The following is a 20,703-nucleotide window of genomic DNA, read 5'->3' as shown; positions in this document are numbered from 1 at the left end:
TACCAGCACCTATTGACGCTCAGTAATTCAGCCATGTCGGATAGTAGCGATCGTCGTCGATGATCGCCAGGGCGGCCGCCTGGCCGGGTCCGCCTCGCCCGAACTCCGTCATGAGATCGAAAAGATGAGCCGTTAACCTCCCGGCCAGGAGGTGGTCGTGGCAGCTACAGGCATGGTGTGTCCCGAATTCAGCACCACCTGGGTCCCATCGGGCCAATACCTCAGCCTGGACTCCGGTCCGGTGCCGGACGAGGTCCTCGCCGCTGAGCGGCTGCCGGGTGTGCACCTGGTCCACGTGGCTCCGGACGTGCTCACGTCCCCCGCAGCGTTGGCCGCGCTGATGGCGCAGCCGCCAGCGGTCGTCGCGCAGATGGTGGAAGCGCCGTCGGCGGCGACCTCGGCCGGTCTGGACCTGGCCGGAGTGATCGCCCGTGCGGACGCGCTCGGTCTGCCCGTACGCCTGCCCGCCGCGGCGGTCGCCGGTAGCGACAGCGATCGGGTCGTTCGGATCGACGACCAGGGTCTCCGCGCCGCTCCGGGCACTGCGCAGTACGTCCTGGTGACACCGGCTCATCATCTCGCCACCGACCATTCGGCGGCCCGGCCGACGAACGTCGCCACGCCGTACCCCGTCGCGGCGGTCAGCACCGCTACGACCACCCATGACGATTCCGTGGCGCCGCCGTCGCCCGAGTGGTCCGACGCGCTGGCGGGCGTAGCCGCGACCCTCGCCTGGGAGGCGATCCGACCGACCACGCCGGGTGGGGGCCTCCGGGCTGCCTGGACGTCACTACACCCGTCCGACGACGGCCAACGTCCGCCAGCGCGGCGGCGGTACCGGGAGCGCAGGGCAGTTCGGATAGCCCGGACGGAGCTGACGCTCCTGCTCAACGCGCATCTGGAGACGTTGCAGGGTGTCGGCCTGGCCGGACCGGACACCGCAGGGAGGGTGGTCGAGGTCCCCGCCGGCCCGGTACCGCCATTGCTCCGGACACAAGCCCCGGAAGACCCGGCAGGTCTCTCCGAGCGCGGCTGGGAGATCCTGCGGTCCGCGGGAGTGGAGGCACTTGTCGCGCGGACGTCGACCCCGGGGCCGTCGGTGTCCCGGCTGGCACGATGGATAGCCACTGTGGAGCCCTCGGGAACACCATCGACGATGAGCGCCCCGGACCGCCTCGTCGCCGCCCTCGCCGTCTTCGCTGTCCTGCACGGTCGGGTCGCGAACGGGCCCATCCCCGCCGACTTCCTCGTTCGGCCCGATCCCGCCGGGCTGGCGACCGCGTTGGATGGCACGTTCACCCCGGTGGGCGACGCCGAGCTGATCTACCGGGCAGTCCACCGGGCGCCAGGATCGAGTGCCCTGTTTCGGGTGCCGGACGAGCCGGACCGGGTGTTCTGGCTGGTCACCGAGGACCGCGATGGCGTGGTCGTGCCCCGGTACGTCGACCCCGGCGTGGCCGGATCGATGCTCCGGCCCGCCGCTGCCCCGGGCGTGGGCGCGGACGCCTGGGCCCAGGCACTGGCCACGCCGGGCGCCCACGTGCTGCTGCTGGGTCCGGAGGGCCGGCCGACCACTTACGAGGCGCTGCTGACTGTCCCACCGACCGGGCGCGACGCGCTCGAGCCGGGCCGGCAGCCGGACCGGGGCCGCAGGCCCGCGGAGGCTCAACTCGATCCGGTCCGCACGAAACGACGACCGGCCACAATGGTTAGCACGCGTCCTGGTCTGCCGGCTCGCGCGTTCGCCGACGACATGCCGGCGCTGGGCCGCCCCCACCTCACACCGACACCGCCGACCCGAGCGCCGGCCGCCGTCGGCGAGGTCGCCACCCCGCCGGGCGACCTGGTCGGCGCGCAGGTGGGCACGGTCTCCGACGGCGCACCGCCCGGGCCCGATCCGATCTGGTCGTCGGTCGAGAAGGTCGACGCGGAGACGGCGGGCAGGGTCCGGAAGGTCGTCGCGCGCATCCCACAGTTGCTCACCACCCCGGCCACGCCTGCCGACCCGGAGGCCTGGTCCACGGGACTGACGAGGGCGGCCACCGACGCGTTGACGAGACTCGGACTGCGCGTGACGGAGAACGACCCGCTGCTGCGGGCATTGGGTGAGCAGCCGGCCACCTTCCTGCACTCCCACCGCGCGTTCGACCTCCAGGTCGCGGGGAGATCCTGGTGGCGCCGGAAGCAGTACCGAACGGTCTGGGTCGAGTTGGTGCCCACGCCGGTGATCACTGACGAGGTTCGTCGAGAGCAGGGCAACCAGATGACCCAGTCCCGCCGGGACCGGGTGACCAGCGACCGGAACCGGCAGTCTCGACAGCGTGGGCTGTGGCACGCGACGGTGCCGTTCGAGGTGGCGGGGGTTCCCGTGTCGCTGTCGGCCGGCGTCTTCGACGCCCGGCCCAGCCAGAGCGGCGGCACGTCGGGCACCGCTGTCGACTACCAGGTGGTGTACGGAGACTCCGAGGCCTACCTGACAGCCGCCGGAGTGACTCTCCGCCTGCGGCTGGATCAGCCGACCGCGACGCCGGTCGACGAGGATCTGGGGCCCCACTGGTTCCGGATCACCAGGAGATTCGCGCTGATGGAACTCGCGGATCAGGACGCCTCGACGCTCACCCTGGATGACGGGGGCCGGGCGTTGTTGTCGTCGAACCGGTTCCCGCTGCAGGTGGTGGGCGACGGCAACGCCGCCCAGCACGCGGTCGACCTGTTGCACGACGTACCGGTGGTCGAGCCGGGCAGCAGGACGCGGCAGGCGGTCCGCGACAAGTGGTCCCCGTCCGAACTGATCCGGCTGCTCATCGGCACCCGGGCACCGCAGACCGTGGCGAGCCGGGAGTGGATCGGTATGCCTGCCGCCGCCGCTGGCCTGGCCGCGAAGCCTCGCCTGACCTCGATGCGCCTGCTCGGCACACCGAACGGCGACGCCCGACTGCGACAACAGCCCACGTTCCTCGCCGAGTCCAACGGAACCAGCGAGACGACCTCCGGTCTACGCCTGCGGCCGGCGATCGGAATCCGGCTTCCCTTCACACGGGTGAACGTGGCGCCCGCGACGTTCACCCGTGCCAGCACCGCCACCACCGTCTCGTCGCTGATGACCAACGCCCGGGTGGGACAGGAACTCACGGTTCCGACGGTGTTGGTCGAGACCAGCTACGACATGACACTCTCCCGGGCCACGTACCGGGCTGGACTCCGCTTCTGGGTCACCCGTGGGAAGACGCCCCCGAGCCAGACGCTGACCGTCACAGCGCTCGAAGAGGTGCCCGCCGGCGTGTACCGGGCGGTTACCGCCGCAACGCCCACCTCCGTCACCGAGGGTGTGGCGACAGCGGACCGCATGCCCGCGGCCGATCCGAGCGTCCTCGTGGGGGCGCAGCGACCGGACACACAGATGATCGCCCGGCTGCGGACCATGGTGGAGCGTAGCGAGATCCGGCACCTGCAGAAATACATGTGGGAGGGCGGCCGCCTACGGACCGGCCAAGCCACCATCTTCGGCGCCGAGATGATCGCAGACCGCGTCGGGGGGGAGGTACGGCGGATCCTCGCGCTGCCCGAGAACGCCGACGTACGCGCCGTGCTGCCGGACTGGAACGCGCCGCGAACCAAGAAGGCGATCATCCAGCAGGTGATGGACGCCCTGGTCAACGAGGAGAGCCTCGCCGTCGAAAGCGGATCGAGTCGCCTCGCCGCCGAATTCCTCAGCCTCACCGCCGGCCAGGTCGTGATTCGACTGGAGTTGCCGAAGAGCGGTCGGCGACTCAATCTGACCCTGATGATCCGGGCAGAACGGGTCCGGCCGGACGACGAGCCGGAATACCTCGGCGTGCGGGATGAGAACCGTACCGCCCAGGATCCTGCCGAGGAGCACCTCGACACGATCGTGGAGGAGTCGGCGGACGCGAAGATCGCAACGGAGACACCCAAGCCGACTCCGCCGTCGCGGAGCGTGCTCCACCGGGCGCGCAAGCTTCCCCAGACCCCGGTGCGCCGACGTTACGCCATGGAGGCCGGAACCCGTGTCGTCACGGACATGTCCACGAGTCTCGGCCCGGACCTCGACGTCCGGGCCGCCCGGGTCGTCCACTCGGGTGTCCGCGCCCGATACGTGAGACGTCGCCGAACTCAACTGGGCAGCGGCAGCGAGGAGGTGTGGCTGGATCTGGGCGACAACGCGCAGGCCCTCTTCGCCGACGAACTCCGGTTCACCGTCGAGCTGCACGCGCTCGACGAGGCGACCGGCGCGCTCCGAAACCTGTGGCGCCGATCAAGGGACAGCACGCCCGGCACGCGGTCGCTGGTCCAGGGTGATCTGGGGACCTTCCAGCAGTGGCTGGCGTTCACCGTCTCCAAGGATCTGACGGTGGGCGTCGACCACGCCCACCTGGCCACGGAGCCTTCGCTACCGACGCCGGCGATCAGCGACCTCACGCTGACGCCGCAGGAGCTGGCCGGCCAGGTCGCCGAACTGCACGTGGATGGCCACCGCGTCCTCGACTGGGACAGCGTCTCCTACGTACACGGTTCCGAGGAACTGGTGCTGGCGATCCAGCAAGCCGTTGTGGAAGCTCGCCGGCTGATGGTCGAGGACGGCGCGTACGAGCGGGGCACCCGCGTAGGCGTCATCACGCCGGGCAGTCAGTCGCACCTGCAGCTGCACCGGCAGGTCAACCCGGACCGGTTGGCAGCCATCCTGCCCAGCATCTCCCGCCGGGCGATCCGTCTGCACGACCTCGGCGAGATCATCGGAAGCCCGACGGTCCACGGCGCGGTCTTTCTCCAGGCGGTCGTCGACCAGGCCCGCCCGGGTCCTCTGGGCGTGGTGAACCACGGTGGCGAGCACAGTGTCACCGGTCTGACCAGTGTCAGCGCGTCCCGTATGACAGGGGGTGAACTCGCCGCCTCCGCCGGCGTGGGCGGCAGTGGGGAGGTGGGCACCAGTTCCCTCGGAGGCCAGGCGGTCCGGCGAGTGACCAAGCGACGCACCCGCGCCAAGGCGGTGGCGTTCAGCGCCGGAGTGGAACGCGTCGACTCGTGGGACCCCGGGGCCGGATTGGCGGTGCCGCTGGTGGCGCGGGTCCGGTTCGTCGTGCATGCCGTGCTGATCAACCCGCAGGCAATCGGGCCGTCGAAGCGGTACGCGGCCAGCCGCCTGATCGTCGGCGGTGCCGCGCACGGCATGGTCATGGAGGACAACGCCCGACACAGCGGCGTTCTCGACCGGCCGCGAACGGCTACCGCCAGCGAACCGGCACTGCGGGCGCCGCTGTTGGCGAACAGCGAGTTCCAACCACCATTCACCCTGCCCGCGGGGCCACTTCCGGCGCCGCCCCGCAACCTCGGTGCGGGCCGGAACGTGGACCTCCCGCCGCTGGGCGCCACGATCATCAGATGGCTACGCGGGCTTCATCTCCCGCAGTTCGTCGAGTGGGGCGACGGGCTCCGGGTCATCCAGGACGACGAGGCCGGCCTGACGAACACGTCGGCGGTGTTGGACGAGACGAGCGTCGAATTCATGGCCGGCCACTGGGGAGCGGCCACCGACGGCTCCATCTCCGTCCTGCTCACCTACCCGGGCGTGGTCGGCCGCGACCACGTGCAGGTGCTGGTGCAGGTGCTGGCGTCGGATGACGACGGGTCGGTGACCGAGCCGTCGGTCCACCGGGTCCTGGCGAATCAGCGAAATCACGAGATGGACGTGGCCGGCGCCTACACGCACAGCAAGCTGTCCACCGTCGCCCACAGCCGAACCGGCCTGTACGGATTTCAGCCCGGGGGCCAGGGTGGAGGAGAGGGCGAGCGGAGCGGCACGGGCGACGTCGGCGGGTTGAGTGGTGCCTCGACCAGCGTGAACCAGATGGAGTCCCGCACCGACCAGCATCTGACCATCGTCGAACTGGTCGGTCCGTGGGCCGAGCTACGTCAACGGGTCACTATCGAGCTTCGCGCCTATCACGCCGGCAAGCAGTTGGGCGTACTACGGATCGGGCATGACCTGAAGGTCGAGAAGTTCGCCAGCCACCTGACAACGGTGGCCGCACCGCAGTGGCCGCTGCCGGATCCCACCATCGTGGCCCTGCCGCGCGCACCCGCACAGGCGGAACTGCTGCGCTGGCAGGCAGGGACGGCAGTGCTGATCCCCGGGGAACGCACCCCGATGACGCTTCCGGAGCAGTACCAGGTGGTCGATTTCCGCGGGGCGGCTCTGACTCAGGCCGCGGCGGCGCGGGCACTGCACCTCGCCGGCGCCCCCGGCCGGGTTACCAGGCTCGGTGGGAGCACCGCTCATCAGCTGGTCACCGCGCTCGGACAGACCGCGCTGTGGGGAATGACCCGTCGGCGGATCGCCATCCCCATCGAGATCCCGATCGAGGATCCGCACATCGCCGGGGGCCGCCTGACTCTCACGGTCTACAGCCGGGTGGGTCACGCCCGGCTCGCACACGTCGTCCCGCCGTACTACCGCGACGTACGACGCTTCCGGGTCAGCATGGACGGCGTCAGCGCCGCCACGAACCGGGTGGATTCCATCGCGGTCGCCGGAGCCGGCGCCCACCAGTTCGGCGCCGTGCAGGATGGCGCAGCCGAGGTCGGCACGAACACCCAGGACTCGGCGCCCAGACAGACGCCGACCGACAGGGAGCGGGTGGCCGAGGCGTTCGGAGCCGCCGACGTGCGGGATCCGACGTCGTACCGGATGGGCGGTGAGGCGGCGTGGTGGAGTGGCGGGCCGGCGGGGTCGTCTGCCGGCGCGGCGCACGGCGGCTCCAGCGAGACCGTCCTGTCGTACGGGCCTCCGCCGGGCGCGCTGATCGAGTGGACCGAGGAAATCGTCGTCGTGGCGAAGGTTCCGCACGCCTGGGGCGACAGCTACGCGGCGGTGAAGGTCACTCTGCCCGAGTCGACGCAGGTGCTGATGGATCTGCTGGACGCCGCCCGGCACCTCGGTGTCAGTGACGACGCCACGGTGCTGGCCCGGCTGTCCCAGGCGAACTCGGCCGCGCTCGCCGTGCATGAGGCGTTCCAGCAATGGCAGCAGGTCAGCCGTCAGCTGGAGTTGGAACGACTCGACCCGGAGGTGGAGCGGCGACGCGATACCGGGCAGATCGGGCCCGCGACGGTGCCCGCATGGCCCTCCGAGGAGGAGGTCGCGGACGCCCACAACACCACCGCTGGGGCCCGGTACGTGCGGGCCCAGCGCGAGTGGTACGAGCGGAAGCGGACGTTGGACACGATCGTGGCCGAGCTGGCCGAGTTGGTTCCCGACATGCTGCCGACGGTCGCTGGCGACGCGGGCGTCGACGCGGCCGCTGAGCAGGTCACCGACGCGACGGTGGCACAGAACGCGCTGGATGTCGTCGAGGCCGCCCCGCTCGCCGCGCCCCGGTGGTCGCTGCGGCTCCCCCACACCGTCGCCAGGCATGGCGACTTCTACGTCATCTCCGAGCACGGTGGGACGGCGTCACCATCGCTGCTCGCGGAACTGGAGGGCGCCGCCACCGGACACCGCCCGGTGATTCTGCTGGACGGTCCACAGATCGGCCGGCCCGCGCTCGCCTCCGGGCTGGCCATCCTGAACAACCTCCTGGAGCAACTCGCCCAGCGTGACCTGCTACCGCTCGTGGTCACCCTCGCCTCGATCGACTCGGTGCTCGACGTGGTGGAGAGGTACGGCGCCGCGGTGCTGCACCCGACGCTGGAAAAGACCGGCGACGTCGACGTTCATCTCGATTACCGGTGGAAGGCCACGACCGTACGGCCCGACGGCCAGACCGTCACGTCGGGTGAGATCTGGCCGGGTATTTCCGCCGCTGCCCTGGATGCCGCAGGCGCACTGGCCCGCCCCACGGACGCCGTCGCCCGGGTCGACGACGACCTCGGCGAGCTGATCTGGGCGGCCGATCTACGGGCGAGCCGCGACGTCTTCGGCCGGCTGCGGGAGCGCTGGTCGGCGGAGCAGATGGCCGCCAACCGCGCGCACGTCGAGCGGATGGTCCAACGGGTGCCTGATCAGCCGGCGCTGGGTGTGTTCGTTCCCGTCCTGGATCTCGGCGTTTCGGGTCACGCCGACATCGCCTTCGACTACGCCGCCGCCACCGAGGCGGATCGCCCAGCCACGTTGCTCGGCTCGGTAGGGCGGCTGGAGGCCGCGGGGCAGTTCGCGACGTCGGGCGATGGCGGCCTGAGCACCGGCCGGCTGACCGCGATGGTCACCGCGGTCGGCGGTGAACCGGACGCTGTGTCGGTGACCGTGCATCTGCTCGAACTGATCAACGACATCACAACCGGGCAGTTCGAAGACGCGCAGAAGTTCATCGAGACCAACAGGGGCAGAGTCAGCGTGGACCAGAAGGCTCAGTGGGTCAATGCCATCGCCGACCTGCAGCTCGTCCTGCCCGCACGTCACCTGCCGCACCTGAAGCTCCTGTCCGAGGCTGTCTACAACTGCCCTCCGCGGGGATCCGCCGTGCACGCTTCCTGAGCTCCGTGACCTGCCGTGCGTTCGCTGCCAAGGTCACGTCTGCCACGCGCTGGTCCGCTCGGGTACGGGCTGTGGACAGCGTTCGGTGACCTCGGTCCTGGCCGAGGAAGCACGACCGCAGTTGCCGGAACTCGTACGGATGCTCGATCGTGGTCGGCGGCGGAAAACTCCACGGGATCACGGCGTGCTCGCCTGACGTCGATCAGCGACGGCAGGCGCACGGCGGGGTGGTGCTACCGGTCCAGCCACGGCGCCGCCGGTTGACAGGGGTCGACGGCTTGCGGTCGTGACGACTCGGGCAGGCCCAGGGGTGCGAGGGTGGCTTTGAAGTTGTCCTGCCAGCTGTAATCCAGGTAGTCGGTGATCACCTTGCTGATTTCCCTGCAGAGCCGTGGCATGTTGTTCGGTATACCAACGGCGTATCTCTCCTGCCCGTACCCCAGGGAGATCGGTGGTTGCACGCCTACCGCTCGCGCGTATCCGGCGAGGACCGAACGGTCACCCGACACCGCATCAACCCTGGCGCTCGTGAATTTGCTGACACACTCGGCGATGGATTGCGCCTCGACCGGATTCCAGTTGATCTGCTCCAGCTTCCACAAGGTGGTCGAGCCCTTGATGGCACACACCTTGCCGATTGGAATTTCCGCGATGTTCTCGGCATCGCTCCGGCTCAGAAAGCCTTGAGTGTCGACGAAGTAGGGGCCGGCGAAGTCGATCGCCTGGGCCCGGGCCGGAGTCATGGAGAAATTGGAGATCACGAGCTTGACAGGCTCCTGGAGCGGACCCCGATCAGAAGCACGCCACTTCCCGCGTAGCGCGTTGATCCGGTTGTCCAGGGTGCCCAGGTCCACCCACGTGAGGTGAGCGTCCTCGAAATGCGACTGGATCTCGTTGGCCAGGGCGACATCGAACCCGGTCCGGGCGTTGCCTTCGGTGTGCCAGCCCTCGTACTGGAACGCGGTGTAACCGATGCGGACCTCACCGGACAGGTAGTCGAACGGGTCGGGCTCCCGTTGAAACCACCAGTACGCGGCACTGAGGACGAGGGCACCTGCGGTGAAGTAGACAGCGACCTTCATCCTCCACGACTTGCCACGTGGCCTGCGGAGGGCGGGGGTCTTGAAGGCGCCCCGATCGACCAGGATCGTCACCACGATCGCCGCGATGTTGATCGGAACGCTGATGATGGCGGCGGCATTTGCACCCCACGCCTCTTTCTGGAACAGCAACACGCAGATTCCCACCGAGGCGAGGGCGACGGGAAGCAGCCAGAAGAGTTGCCGGCTGAGCGAATGGCGTGCGGGAACGGGTTCGGTCGGGGCGCTGTTGTTCGTTGTCGTCTGGGTCATGATGATCATCCTCGTGCCGCTGGTGCACTACCCGGTCGAGTGGCCGCGATGCGTGTGGCCCCGTTCGGCAAACCGATGACGAACAGAATTCGCGTCCGCGTTTCCATGGGACGTGTCGGTCAGTGACAGCCCCGGTACGGCGAGTGAATTCTCGCATGACCGGATTTTGACGAACGAGATCGGTTATCCCAGCGAGAAGTCTGATAGGCGACTGATCTCGACCAACGAGGGCCACGCGCTTCACGGCGATAGAGCGTCCGGAAACGTCAGTAGTGGTATTCCCAGGAAAGATGCCGCCGGTGGCTTCTCAGTGTGCTGCGCCGTTGGTACTGGATCGGATGGTGGCCATTCCGCCGACTCTGGCGGAGATGCCGTCCGTGGTGGCGGCGGCCGTGGCGAAGACCGACGAGGGACGACCGGCGGTGTGCCCCTGCACGACTTCGATGCCGCTGGGGCGGTTGGTCGCGACCAGGTGTGCGGCAAGGCAGCCGGTGCTGTTGGCGTTGACGACGTCCTCGCCGACTCCGATCGCTGGCGCGAACATGCGCGCGGCCGCAGCGTCGCCGGTCGGGGAGAGCGTGTAGACGAAGCAACCGAGGTAGCCGAGGCGACGGCACTCGGCGGCGAGTCGACCTGGGTCGGGCCGCATCGAGAGCAGGGTCGGCAGTGTCGTGACCGGCACGAGCAGGCGTGGTGTTCCCGGTGAGGCGACGCACGGGAAGTCGTCGGTGGATACGTCGTTCGATCTGATGCCGAGGGCGGCGAGGATGCGGCCGAGCCCTGCCGCAGTGCAGTCCCGGAGTTGCACCTCGCCCTGGTCGAACCAGACCTCGATACCGTCGTCGCGGTGGATCGCGGTGATGTCGAAGGTGCGGCCACCGGTCCGCTGACGGGCGTGGCGTTCTGCGGCCGGGCGGCGGTGCAGCAGGACCGCCTGCGCGGCGATGGTGCCGTGGCCGCAGTTGGTGAGCTCACCGCCGGCGGTGAAGAACCGCACCGTGGGCGTGGTTTCCGCCTCGGCGTCGACGAACGCCGCGTGCGAGGTGCCGGCTCGCCGGACGATCTCGCACCGGGCGCTGTCGCTGAGCGCACCGTCGTCGATCAGCACGGCGGTAGGGCTGCCACCTCGCCCTCGGCGAGTGCAGGCGTCGACGATCGTCACGTCGTGGCCGATGCTTGCGGTCATCCCGGGCTCCCGCCTCGGCGGCCGGGTCGCCGTGCGGCCGACCTGCTGCGCAGCCCACCGCAGCGCTGCCTGGTCGTCGAGGACGCCGCAGCCGGAGTGGAGGCGCAACCTGACACCGCGATCAGTGGCTCTGGACCGGGTGGAGGAAGCACGACAGCAGATGCCGGAACTCGTGCGGGTGCTCGATCGCCGGTACGTGTCCACATCGGCCGAACACGTGCAGCCGGACGTCGGCCAGGTGTTCGAGCAGGGGCTGGGTCGCCGTACCGAGGGGCGTGACGCGGTCCTCGGCGCCATGCACGAGCAGCACGGGGGCGCGGATCGCCGCCAGCGTCTGCGCCGAGAGGGTGAGATCGTCGACCCAGCGTGCCCTGGGTGGAGGGAACAGTGCGGCGAATGCGGCCTCCCCCGCTCGCATCGCGGCCGCACGGGCCTCGACGGCCGCGTCGGTCACGAGCGCCTGGTCGCGGACGAGGCGACTCAGCATGTCTCGTGCCCCGAGCGGACCGGCGGGGGCGGCCCAGACCGCGTCGAGATCGGCGGACATCGGCGCTCCGGGGGCACCCATCGTCGAGACCGCCACGACACGGGTGACCTGCTCGGGGCGCGCGGCCGCCAACGCCAGCGCCACGGCACCGCCCATGGAGTGACCCACCACCGCGTAGGACTCGCTGCCGAGAGCATCCATCAGGCGCGCGGCCTGCTCCGTCCACAGCCGCAACCCACCCCTGGAGCCCGCCGGGACGGGCGTACGGCCGAAGCCCGCCTGGTCAGGAGCCACCAGGTGCCAGGACGCGCCCAGCGCCTGCGCCGTCGTCGCCCAGGCGCCGGACCCGGTCGTGCCGGGTCCGGAGCCGTGCAGCATCAGCACCGTGGGCCCGGCGCCGCTCTCCAGGACGTGTACGGGGGAACCGTCGACCGTGACGGTCCGAAGCGCTGTCACCGGGGCAGGCCAGGTGCACTCATGCCGATGCGGAGCTGACGGACTTCGTGAAGACCTCCATCATCGCCCTGCCGAACTGCGGCATGTCGGGCCACCCCCGGCAGGAGACGAGGTTGCCGTCCACGACGTCGGGTGCGTCGATGACCGTCGCGCCCGCGTTCTCCATGTCACCGGTGATGGGCGGGAAGCAGGCCGTCTTCCGACCCTTCAGCAGCCCGTACACCGCTGGCACCTGCGCGCCGTGGCACACCAGCGCGATGGGGAGGTTGCGCGCGAAGAAGTGCTCGGTGATGCGCCTGACGTCGGCGTCGACCCGGATCCACTCGGGGGCACGTCCCCCGGGGATGATGAGGGCGTCATAGCGCTCGACGTCGACCTCGGCCCAGGGCACGTCGACCGGCAGCTTCCGGCCGTTCTTCTCGACGTAGGCGTCGGAGTTGGGGTCGAACTCGTGGATGACCAGTTGCACGTCGCGCGTCGTCCGTGACGAGACGTCGACGTCCCAGCCGCCCTCCTGCACGCGGTAGTAGGGATACATGGTGTCGAGTTCCTCGGCGGCGTCGCCGGTCAGGAGCAGCGCTCTGGGCACCTGCTTCTCCTCGCGTATGGGGACGGGTGTGGTGGATCAGATCCAATCCGATCTGATCGAGTTAGCATTCCTCGACGCAGCCCGCCCGTCAACCCTCCACATTGACTCCCTCCGCGTTCCTGACCTCGTCGAAGATCCGCCGGAAACGCTCGCCGGACCGCAGGATGTGCCGACGCATCGCGTAGGCCGCGCCGTCGGGGTCGCGTGCGGCGATCGCGGCCACGACCTCCTCGTGCTCGGCCATGGCCAGGTGGGTGACCTGGGTGTCGTGGTGGAGCCGGAAGAGGTGCACATGGCTGTGCAGTCGAGCGAGCGCTTCACGGATGACCTGGTTCTCCGCGCTCAGGGCGACGAGATCGTGGAAGGCGGCGTCGCGGAGCCCGAAGGCACCATAGGCCAGCAGCCCGTTGCCCTCTTCCAGCTCCGCCATCTCCTCCAGCATCCGCCGCAGACCGGCCACCTGCTCGGAGGTTGCGCGCTCGGCGGATCTGCGCGCCGCTGCCGGCTCGAGGAGCAGGCGCACCTCGAGCATGTCCTCGAATCGCTGGCGGGTGATCTGGGGAGGGATGCGGTAGCCGGCATGCGGCACGCGCACGACCAGACCCTCGGCCTCCATGCGGTTGAGGGCGTCTCGGATCGGCGTCTGCGACACTCCCAGCTCCCGCGCCAGGACGTCGATCGTGACGCGCGAGCCGGGCTCGATCCGTAGTGACATCAGCTGTCCGAGCAGCGTGTCGTACACCTCGTCGGCAAGCCGGCCGCGAGATCTTCCCGGCGGCATCGCACCCGGCGTGGCCCTCCGGCCCCGCGCGATCATGGCATCGTCGTCCATCGTGACCTGACGTCCTCTCTTGCGCCTGCGGGAACCTGTTGACATCAGTCACAACGCTGCGGCATTCTGACGCCCCCACAGGATCGTATAGGAAAAGTGGCGGATGATCTTCATCCTCCACCATCGCAGAACGGCCGCCATCGCCACGTCGGTCATCCGGCTTCCGCGACGGCCCGGCAACGCGCCTGGACAACCCAGCAACTGCTCGGCGAAGCGCATAGCGAGGCCTAGAAGTCCCCACCCAGAGAGCAGGCGAGACGATGCGGATTCCGAAGCGAACAGGACGAACACCCACTCCCGGCCGGAAGGTGCGGCTGGCGACGGCTGCCCTGCTGCTCGTGGCCACGACCATGGCGGCCTGCGGCGACAGCAAGGACGACGACGAGAAGGCGAGCGCTCCCAAGGCGCCGGCGACCATCCCGGAACTCACCAAGGACCCGCTGACCCTCAGCTTCATCTGGTTCGACTGGCCGCCCGCCCACGCACTGGAGGACTTCGCGAACGCGGAGTACAAGAAGGAGCGGCCGAACGCGACCATCAAGGTCAACACCGTGCCGAACGCGAACTGGCACGACGCGATGTTCACCCAGTTCGCCGCCCGCAAGACCGACTTCGACATCGCGATCCTGGACTCGCAGCACATCGGCGAGGCCGTGACGAACGGCAACATCCTCGACATCACCGACTTCGTCAAGAACAACATCGAGGTCAACGCCTACAACCCGTACCTCCTGGCGGCCTACGGCCAGTTCCCCCAGGCGGAGACCGGCAAGCGCGACGAGAACGCCAGCCTGTACGGCCTGCCGCTGCTCGGCGACACCTGGACGATGATCTACCGCAAGGACCTGATCGGCGACAAGCCGCCGCAGACCTGGGACCAGATGATCGCGGCCGCCGCGAAGTGCCAGGCGGACAACCCCGGCGTCAGCGGACTGGCCTTCCACCAGGCCAACGGCTCCGACGCCGCGGCCGTCACCTACAACACGGTCAACGGCGTCTACGGCGGCAACCTCTGGGACGCCAAGAACCGCAAGATCGAGGGCATCCTCAACGACGCGGCGGGCCAGGAGGCGATGGATGTCCTGGTCAACAAGATGAAGCCGCTGACCGCCAAGGGCTCCGGCAACTGGTTCATCGACGAGGTGAACGCGGCCGTCGCCCAGGGCAAGGCGTGCATCGCGTTCAACTGGATCGCCGCGAGCGGCGGGCTGCTCGACCCGAAGCAGTCGACGCTCGGCACCACGCGGGCGCAGATTCTCGACAAGCTGGGCTTTGCCACCCTGCCCACCCAGAAGACGAACCTGGTCCCGCTCGGCGGCATGGGGATGCACGTGTCGGCCTACTCGTCCTCCGCCAACCAGGCCGAGGCCCTGAACTTCATGAAGTGGTTCGAGCGGGCCGACATCCAGAAGAAGTGGGCCGCGGCCGGCGGTGTGCCGTCGCGTACGGACGCCCTACAGTCGCCCGAGTTCCTCAACGCCGGGCCGTTCAACCAGGTGTACGCCGACTCGGTGCCGCGGATGCGGGACATGTGGAACGTGCCCGAGTACGCGCGCCTCGTCGACATCGAAAACACCAACGTGAACGCGGCCCTCAACGGCGCGAAGAAGCCGAAGGATGCGCTCGACGACATCGCCAAGGAGCAGCAGGGTGTGCTCGACTCGAGCGGCCGCAAGGGCGGCGGCGGACTGTGAGTGACGTCGCCCCTTCGACGACCGATCGCCCTGCGCAGGTGGCGTCCACGACGCCACCTGCGCGGGGTCGGTCCCGCCGGCTGAGCGACCGTTGGCTCGCCGTGACGTTCATATCCCCCGCGATGCTGCTGTTGCTGGCCATGTCGGTGTTCCCGTTGCTGTGGGCGTTGTACCTGTCCTTCACCGACTACTCGGCCACCCGCGGGGGGCCCGCCGACTTCATCGGGTTCGGCAACTACACCGCCATCCTGACGTCGGCCCAGGTCCACACGAGGGCCTTGACGACCTTGATCTACGTGGTCGGCGCGGTCGGCCTGCAGACCGTCCTCGGATTCGGCATCGCCTACCTGATCTCGCGGCGTACGCATGGGCGGGGAGTGCTGACCACGCTGTTCCTGGTGCCGATGATGCTGTCGCCGGTCGTGGTCGGGCTGTTCTGGCGATTCATGCTCGACGCGCAGTTCGGCGTGACCAACAGCATGCTCGGCTCGCTCGGCCTGGGGCAGGTGGAGTGGCTCACCCGACAGCGAACGGCACTGCTCTCCCTGATCGTCGTCGACACCTGGCAATGGACGCCGTTCATCATGCTCATCGCGCTCGCGGGCCTCACCGCCGTGCCCAAGTACCTGTACGAGGCCGCCTCGATCGACCGGGCGTCCGAGTGGTTCCGGTTCCGCACCATCACTCTTCCGCTGGTGTGGCCGCTGCTGCTCATCGCCGTGATGTTCCGGGCCATCGAGGCGTTCCGGCTGTTCGACCTCGTCTACATCCTGACCAACGGAGGGCCGGGCGTCTCCACCGAGACCTTGTCGTTCCACATCTACAAGGTCGCGTTCCTCGGCTTCAACACCGGAACCGCCTCGGCGTACGGAATCCTCATGGTCCTCGTCGTCATCGTCCTCACGCAGTTCTACCTGCGCTATCTGAACAAGCTCAAGGAGGGCTGATGGCCGTCTCCGTCGACGAGGCCGTATCGACGGGCCCCGCCCGGGGTCACACTCCCCCCGCGCGGCGCCTTGGCAGCCGGGGTCGCTCCGTGCTGGAGGTCGCGCTGTTGACCGCGCTGGCCGTCGTGATGCTCTTTCCGGTGCTCTGGATGATCGAGACGTCCATCAAGGAGAACCGGGACGTCTACGCCATCCCGGCCAAGTTCTTCGACTTCACGGTCACCCTGGATCACTACCGGGACGTGTTCGTCGACCCGGACGGCGGTCGCTCGGCCCTGTCCGTCTCGTTCCTCAACTCCGTCGTGGTCGCCGGGGTCTCCACGGTGCTGGCCACCGTGCTGGGTGTGCCGGCGGCCTGGGCCTACTCGCGCTTCGCCGTGAAGGCCAAGAAGGACCAGCTGTTCTTCATCCTGTCGACCCGCTTCATGCCGCCGGTCGTGGTCGTGATCCCGATCTTCCTCATGTACCGCCAGGTCGGGCTCATCGACAACAAGATCGGTCTGATCCTCATCTACACCGCGTTCAACGTGCCGTTCACGATCTGGATGATGAAGGGGTTCGTCGACGAGGTACCCGCGGAGTACGAGGATGCCGCCATGCTCGACGGCTACACCCGCTTGCAGTCGTTCTGGCGATTCACCCTTCCCCTGCTCGTACCCGGCATCGCCGCGACGGCGGTCTTCGCGCTCATCTTCTCGTGGAACGAGTTCGTGTTCGCCACCTTCCTCACCTCCAGCGACGACGTGCGGACGGCTCCACCCGCCATCGCCGGCCTCATCGGCGGCACCACGACGGACTGGGGGCTCGTCGCCGCCGCCTCGGTGGTGTTCGCCCTGCCGGTGCTCGTCTTCGCGTACCTGGTGCGCAAGCACCTCGTCGCCGGTGTGACGCTCGGGGCGGTGCGACGCTGATGGCGGGCATCGAGGTGACGGCCCTGCACAAGCGCTACCCGGACGGGACGGTCGCGGTCGACCACGTGGACCTGTCCATCGAGGACGGCGAGCTGTTCGTGATGCTCGGCCCCTCGGGCTGCGGCAAGACGACCACGCTGCGGGCCATCGCCGGCCTGGAGAGGCAGACGACCGGCGACATCCGGATCGGCGACACGCTGGTCAACGACCTGCCGCCCGCCGAGCGCGACATCGCCATGGTGTTCCAGTTCTACGCTCTCTATCCGCACCTCCGGACGCGCGACAACCTGGCGTTCCCACTGCGGGCCGAGGGGCTACCCAAGTCGGAGGTGCAGAAGCGGGTCGACGAGGCCGCCCGGCTGATGCGGCTCGGTCCGCTTCTGGACCGGCGACCGCGCCAACTGTCCGGCGGCGAGCAGCAGCGCGTCGCGCTTGCTCGCGCCCTGGTGCGACGACCGCGCGCGTTCCTCATGGACGAGCCTCTCACCAATCTGGACGCCGAGCTGAGAGCCGACATGCGCACCGAGATCAAGCACCTGCAAGGGGAACTCGGCGCGACGATGGTCTACGTCACCCACGACCAGGTCGAGGCCATGTCACTCGGTCACCGGATCGCCATCCTCAACAAGGGCCGCGTGGAGCAGATCGGCACGCCACTGGAGGTCTACGACCGCCCGGCGAGTCTCTTCTGCGCCGCGTTCATCGGCTCCCCGCCGATGAACCTGATCGACGTGGAGGTGGCCGACGGCACGCTGCACAGTCAGGGCGGACTGGTCCTCACGCCGCCGCCGGGCCTGCCGCGTGACCGCCGCCTGGTCGCCGGCGTCCGGCCAGAGGCCCTGGAGGTCAGCGCGCCAGGGGCGGAGGGCTCGATCCCGGCCCGGGTGGTCTCGGTGGAGTGGCTGGGCGACGAGATCATCTACGTGGTCGACCACGGCGGCCAGCGCGACGTACGGGTCCGGATGCCACCGACTGTCCGTTTCGCCGCCGACGCGAAGGTCGGACTGCGGCACACCGGTGGAACCCCCGCTGTCTACGACGTGAGCACGGAAGAGCTGGTGGGCTGATGGGAACCGTTGCAGCGCAAGGGCTACGCAAGTCCTTCGGGAAGGTCCAAGCCCTGGACGGGGTGACCCTGGACGTGCCGGACGGCTCGTTCTTCGTCGTACTCGGGCCCTCCGGGGCGGGCAAGACGACGACCCTGCGAGCGATAGCGGGCCTGGAGAAGCTCGACGCCGGGTCGGTGCACCTGGACGGCAGGGACGCGACCGGCGACGCCCCGGCCGCACGCGACCTGGCCATGGTCTTCCAGAGCTACGCCCTCTACCCGCGGCACACCGCGTACGAGAACATCGCATCGCCGCTGCGGGCACGCCGCTGTTCGTCGAGCGAGATCGCCGCTGCCGTCGAGCAGATGTCGAGCCTGCTGCACATCGAACGGCTTCTGCAGCGTCGCCCGGCGCAGTTGTCGGGCGGTGAGATGCAGCGTGTCGCCCTGGCCCGGGCGCTGGTCCGTCGCCCGCGCGCGTTCCTCATGGACGAGCCGCTGACGAACCTCGACCTCAAGCTCCGCGTCGAGATGCGCACCGAACTCACCCGCATTCACCGGAGCCTCGGGGCAACCTTCGTCTACGTGACCAACGACCAGGTCGAGGCGCTGTCCATGGCCGACCAGGTGGCGGTCCTCAAGGAGGGGAAGGTGCAGCAGGTCGGCACGCCTACCGAGGTGTACGAGCGTCCCGCCAACCAGTGGGTCGCGGGATTCGTCGGGAGCCCGCCGATCAGCCTGCTCGCCTGTAAGGCCGAGGGAGACCGTCTGATCGGTACCGAGGGCTGGACGCTGCCGCGACCCCACTGGACCACGGCCGAGGACGGTCGGCCGCTGCTGCTGGGCCTGCGTGCGGAGGACCTGTCGGTCGAGCAGCGCGGGGACGCGTCGTTGTCGGGAGAGCTCTACGGGCTCGAGCCGCTCGGCGACCGAACGGTTGTCGACGTCCGGGTGGGGACGGCGATCCTCAAGGTCAAGGCACGGCCCACCGTCACGGGTACGCCGGGCGAACGCCTGCGTGTCACGGTCGACCTGGACCGTGCGCACCTGTTCGACGCGGACACCGGACTGTCGCTGTCCGCGGCGGGGCGGTAGTCGCGGCATCGCCAAGACGAGCACAGGAGGCGACGCAATGAACGACCCGATGAACGTCCTGGCCCCCGAGCACCGGCGGCTCCGGATCGGCGACGCCTGGCGCGACGCCGCGAGCGGAGCCACCTTCGCCGTCGAAGACCCGGCCACCGGCAAGACCATCGCCGAGGTGGCGGACGCCGACGTCGTCGACGGACTCGCCGCCCTGGACGCGGCGAGCACGGCCATGACGGAGTGGGCCGCGACCCCGCCACGGAAACGGTCGGAGTTGTTGACCGCGACGTACCGGGCGTTGACCGAGCGATCCGAGGAGGTCGCCCGGCTGATAACGCTCGAAATGGGCAAGCCGCTCGCCGAGGCTCGGGCCGAGGTGGCCTACGGCGCCGAATTCTTCCGTTGGTTCGCGGAGGAGGCGGTGCGCGTCGAGGGCCGGTACAACACCGCTCCCGGAGGTGGATACCGCATCCTCACCGTGCCGAAGCCGGTCGGACCGTGCGTCTTCGTGACGCCCTGGAACTTTCCGTTGGCCATGGGCGCCCGCAAGATCGCTCCCGCGCTGGCCGCAGGCTGCACGACGATCACCAAGCCAGCAGGCCAGACGCCACTCACCATGCTGCTCCTGGCCCGCATCATGGAGGAGGTAGGCGTTCCCCCGGGTGTCGTCAACGTCGTGACCACCAAGCGTTCCGGCACGGTCGTCTCCGCGCTGTTGGCCGACAGTCGGACCCGCAAGCTCTCGTTCACCGGGTCGACCGAGGTCGGACGCGTGCTGCTCCGGCAGGCCGCGGACAACGTACTGCGTACCTCGATGGAACTGGGTGGCAACGCGGCCCTGATCGTGTGCGCGGACGCCGACCTGGACGTCGCGCTCGACGGCGCGATGGTGGCCAAGATGCGCAACATCGGCGAGTCCTGCATCGCGGCCAACCGGATCTACGTCGAGGAGTCGGTGCGCGAGGAGTTCACGGCGCGTTTCGCCGAGCGGATGGGCGCGCTTGCCGTGGGCCACGGTCTCGACGACGGCGTCGACGTCGGGGCGTTGATCGACGACGCCTCGGTCACCACGATCGACGAGCTCGTCGCCGACGCGGTCGACCGCGGCGCCCGCGTCCTGGTGGGCGGCGAGCGTCCGGACGGGCCGGGCCACTTCTACCCGCCCACGGTCCTCGTCGACGTACCCGACGACGCGCGGATGCTCAAGACCGAGATCTTCGGTCCGGTGGCGCCGATCATGTCGTTCACGTCCGACGACGAGGTGCTGGCGAAGGCCAACGACACCGAGCACGGCCTGGTCGGGTACGTCTTCACCCGCGACCTCCAACGAGCCCTCCGGTTCGCCGAGGGCCTGCAGACCGGGATGCTCGGCATCAACCGTGGCCTGATATCGGACCCGTCAGCTCCGTTCGGAGGGGTCAAGCAGTCCGGGATCGGCAAGGAGGGTTCGCACGAGGGCATCCTCGAATACCTCGACCTCACCTACGCGGCGATCGACCTGCCGTGACCGGCCTGCCGCCCCGGGCTTGCGCCCCGTACATCGCCGTCGACGTTCTGGAGAGGCACCGACATGCTTGAGACCGTCCGTGGGCCACGCCAGCTGATAGTGGGCGAAGGGGTCGCA

General features: G+C 69.1%; 12 protein-coding genes. 7 read left to right on the top strand and 5 right to left on the bottom strand.

Going from position 1 to position 20,703, the window contains the following annotated elements; genetic code table 11:
- The first annotated feature begins 157 nt into the window (after positions 1–157).
- On the top strand, positions 158–8,491 hold the full coding sequence (locus ABZU91_RS08555; RefSeq protein WP_355235979.1) for a hypothetical protein: 8,334 nt from the start codon (positions 158–160) through the stop codon (positions 8,489–8,491).
- Between the two features lie 233 nt (positions 8,492–8,724).
- Here the strand turns inward: ABZU91_RS08555 and ABZU91_RS08550 are convergent, their stop codons facing one another.
- The 5 genes from ABZU91_RS08550 to ABZU91_RS08530 all read right to left on the bottom strand — a co-directional run bounded on the left by ABZU91_RS08550 (position 8,725) and on the right by ABZU91_RS08530 (position 13,393).
- On the bottom strand, positions 8,725–9,843 hold the full coding sequence (locus tag ABZU91_RS08550; protein WP_355235976.1) for a transporter substrate-binding domain-containing protein: 1,119 nt from the start codon (positions 9,841–9,843) through the stop codon (positions 8,725–8,727).
- Positions 9,844–10,150: 307 nt separating this feature from the next.
- Complete coding sequence (locus ABZU91_RS08545) at positions 10,151–11,029, bottom strand: PhzF family phenazine biosynthesis isomerase (RefSeq protein ID WP_355235973.1); 879 nt, start codon at positions 11,027–11,029, stop codon at positions 10,151–10,153.
- 121 nt (positions 11,030–11,150) lie between these two features.
- Entirely contained in the window at positions 11,151–11,972 is an 822-nt protein-coding gene (locus ABZU91_RS08540; RefSeq protein WP_355235970.1) for an alpha/beta hydrolase, read from the bottom strand.
- A gap of 19 nt (positions 11,973–11,991) precedes the next feature.
- On the bottom strand, positions 11,992–12,561 hold the full coding sequence (locus tag ABZU91_RS08535) for a DJ-1/PfpI family protein (RefSeq protein WP_355235967.1): 570 nt from the start codon (positions 12,559–12,561) through the stop codon (positions 11,992–11,994).
- A gap of 88 nt (positions 12,562–12,649) precedes the next feature.
- Complete coding sequence (locus ABZU91_RS08530) at positions 12,650–13,393, bottom strand: GntR family transcriptional regulator (RefSeq protein WP_355235964.1); 744 nt, start codon at positions 13,391–13,393, stop codon at positions 12,650–12,652.
- Positions 13,394–13,731: 338 nt separating this feature from the next.
- Here ABZU91_RS08530 and ABZU91_RS08525 point away from each other — a divergent pair, with 338 nt between their 5' ends.
- From ABZU91_RS08525 to ABZU91_RS08500, 6 genes are all read left to right on the top strand, one after another.
- Complete coding sequence (locus ABZU91_RS08525) at positions 13,732–15,087, top strand: extracellular solute-binding protein (RefSeq protein ID WP_355235961.1); 1,356 nt, start codon at positions 13,732–13,734, stop codon at positions 15,085–15,087.
- 101 nt (positions 15,088–15,188) lie between these two features.
- Positions 15,189–16,034, top strand: coding sequence for a sugar ABC transporter permease (locus tag ABZU91_RS08520; protein WP_355235958.1), 846 nt, complete (start codon positions 15,189–15,191; stop codon positions 16,032–16,034).
- Positions 16,034–16,945 (top strand): carbohydrate ABC transporter permease, encoded by a 912-nt coding sequence (locus tag ABZU91_RS08515; protein WP_355235955.1) that lies wholly within the window; start codon positions 16,034–16,036, stop codon positions 16,943–16,945. Before ABZU91_RS08520 ends, ABZU91_RS08515 begins: the two co-directional genes overlap by 1 nt.
- Positions 16,945–18,012: an ATP-binding cassette domain-containing protein gene (locus ABZU91_RS08510; RefSeq protein ID WP_355235952.1), complete on the top strand. Its 1,068-nt coding sequence runs from the start codon at positions 16,945–16,947 to the stop codon at positions 18,010–18,012. The genes ABZU91_RS08515 and ABZU91_RS08510 overlap by 1 nt, the downstream gene beginning before the upstream one ends.
- Positions 18,012–19,088 carry an ABC transporter ATP-binding protein gene (locus tag ABZU91_RS08505; protein ID WP_355235949.1) on the top strand — a complete coding sequence of 359 codons (1,077 nt, stop codon included), beginning with the start codon at positions 18,012–18,014 and terminating at the stop codon, positions 19,086–19,088. The genes ABZU91_RS08510 and ABZU91_RS08505 overlap by 1 nt, the downstream gene beginning before the upstream one ends.
- A 37-nt stretch (positions 19,089–19,125) precedes the next feature.
- The gene (locus tag ABZU91_RS08500; RefSeq protein ID WP_355235947.1) at positions 19,126–20,586 is read left to right on the top strand and encodes an NAD-dependent succinate-semialdehyde dehydrogenase; all 1,461 of its coding nucleotides are present in this window, start codon (positions 19,126–19,128) and stop codon (positions 20,584–20,586) included.
- Positions 20,587–20,703: the final 117 nt, after the last annotated feature.

Source organism: Micromonospora sp. NPDC005174 (genome assembly GCF_040608495.1).
Taxonomy (GTDB): domain Bacteria; phylum Actinomycetota; class Actinomycetes; order Mycobacteriales; family Micromonosporaceae; genus Micromonospora.
This window is presented reverse-complemented; position numbering and strand designations above follow the sequence as displayed.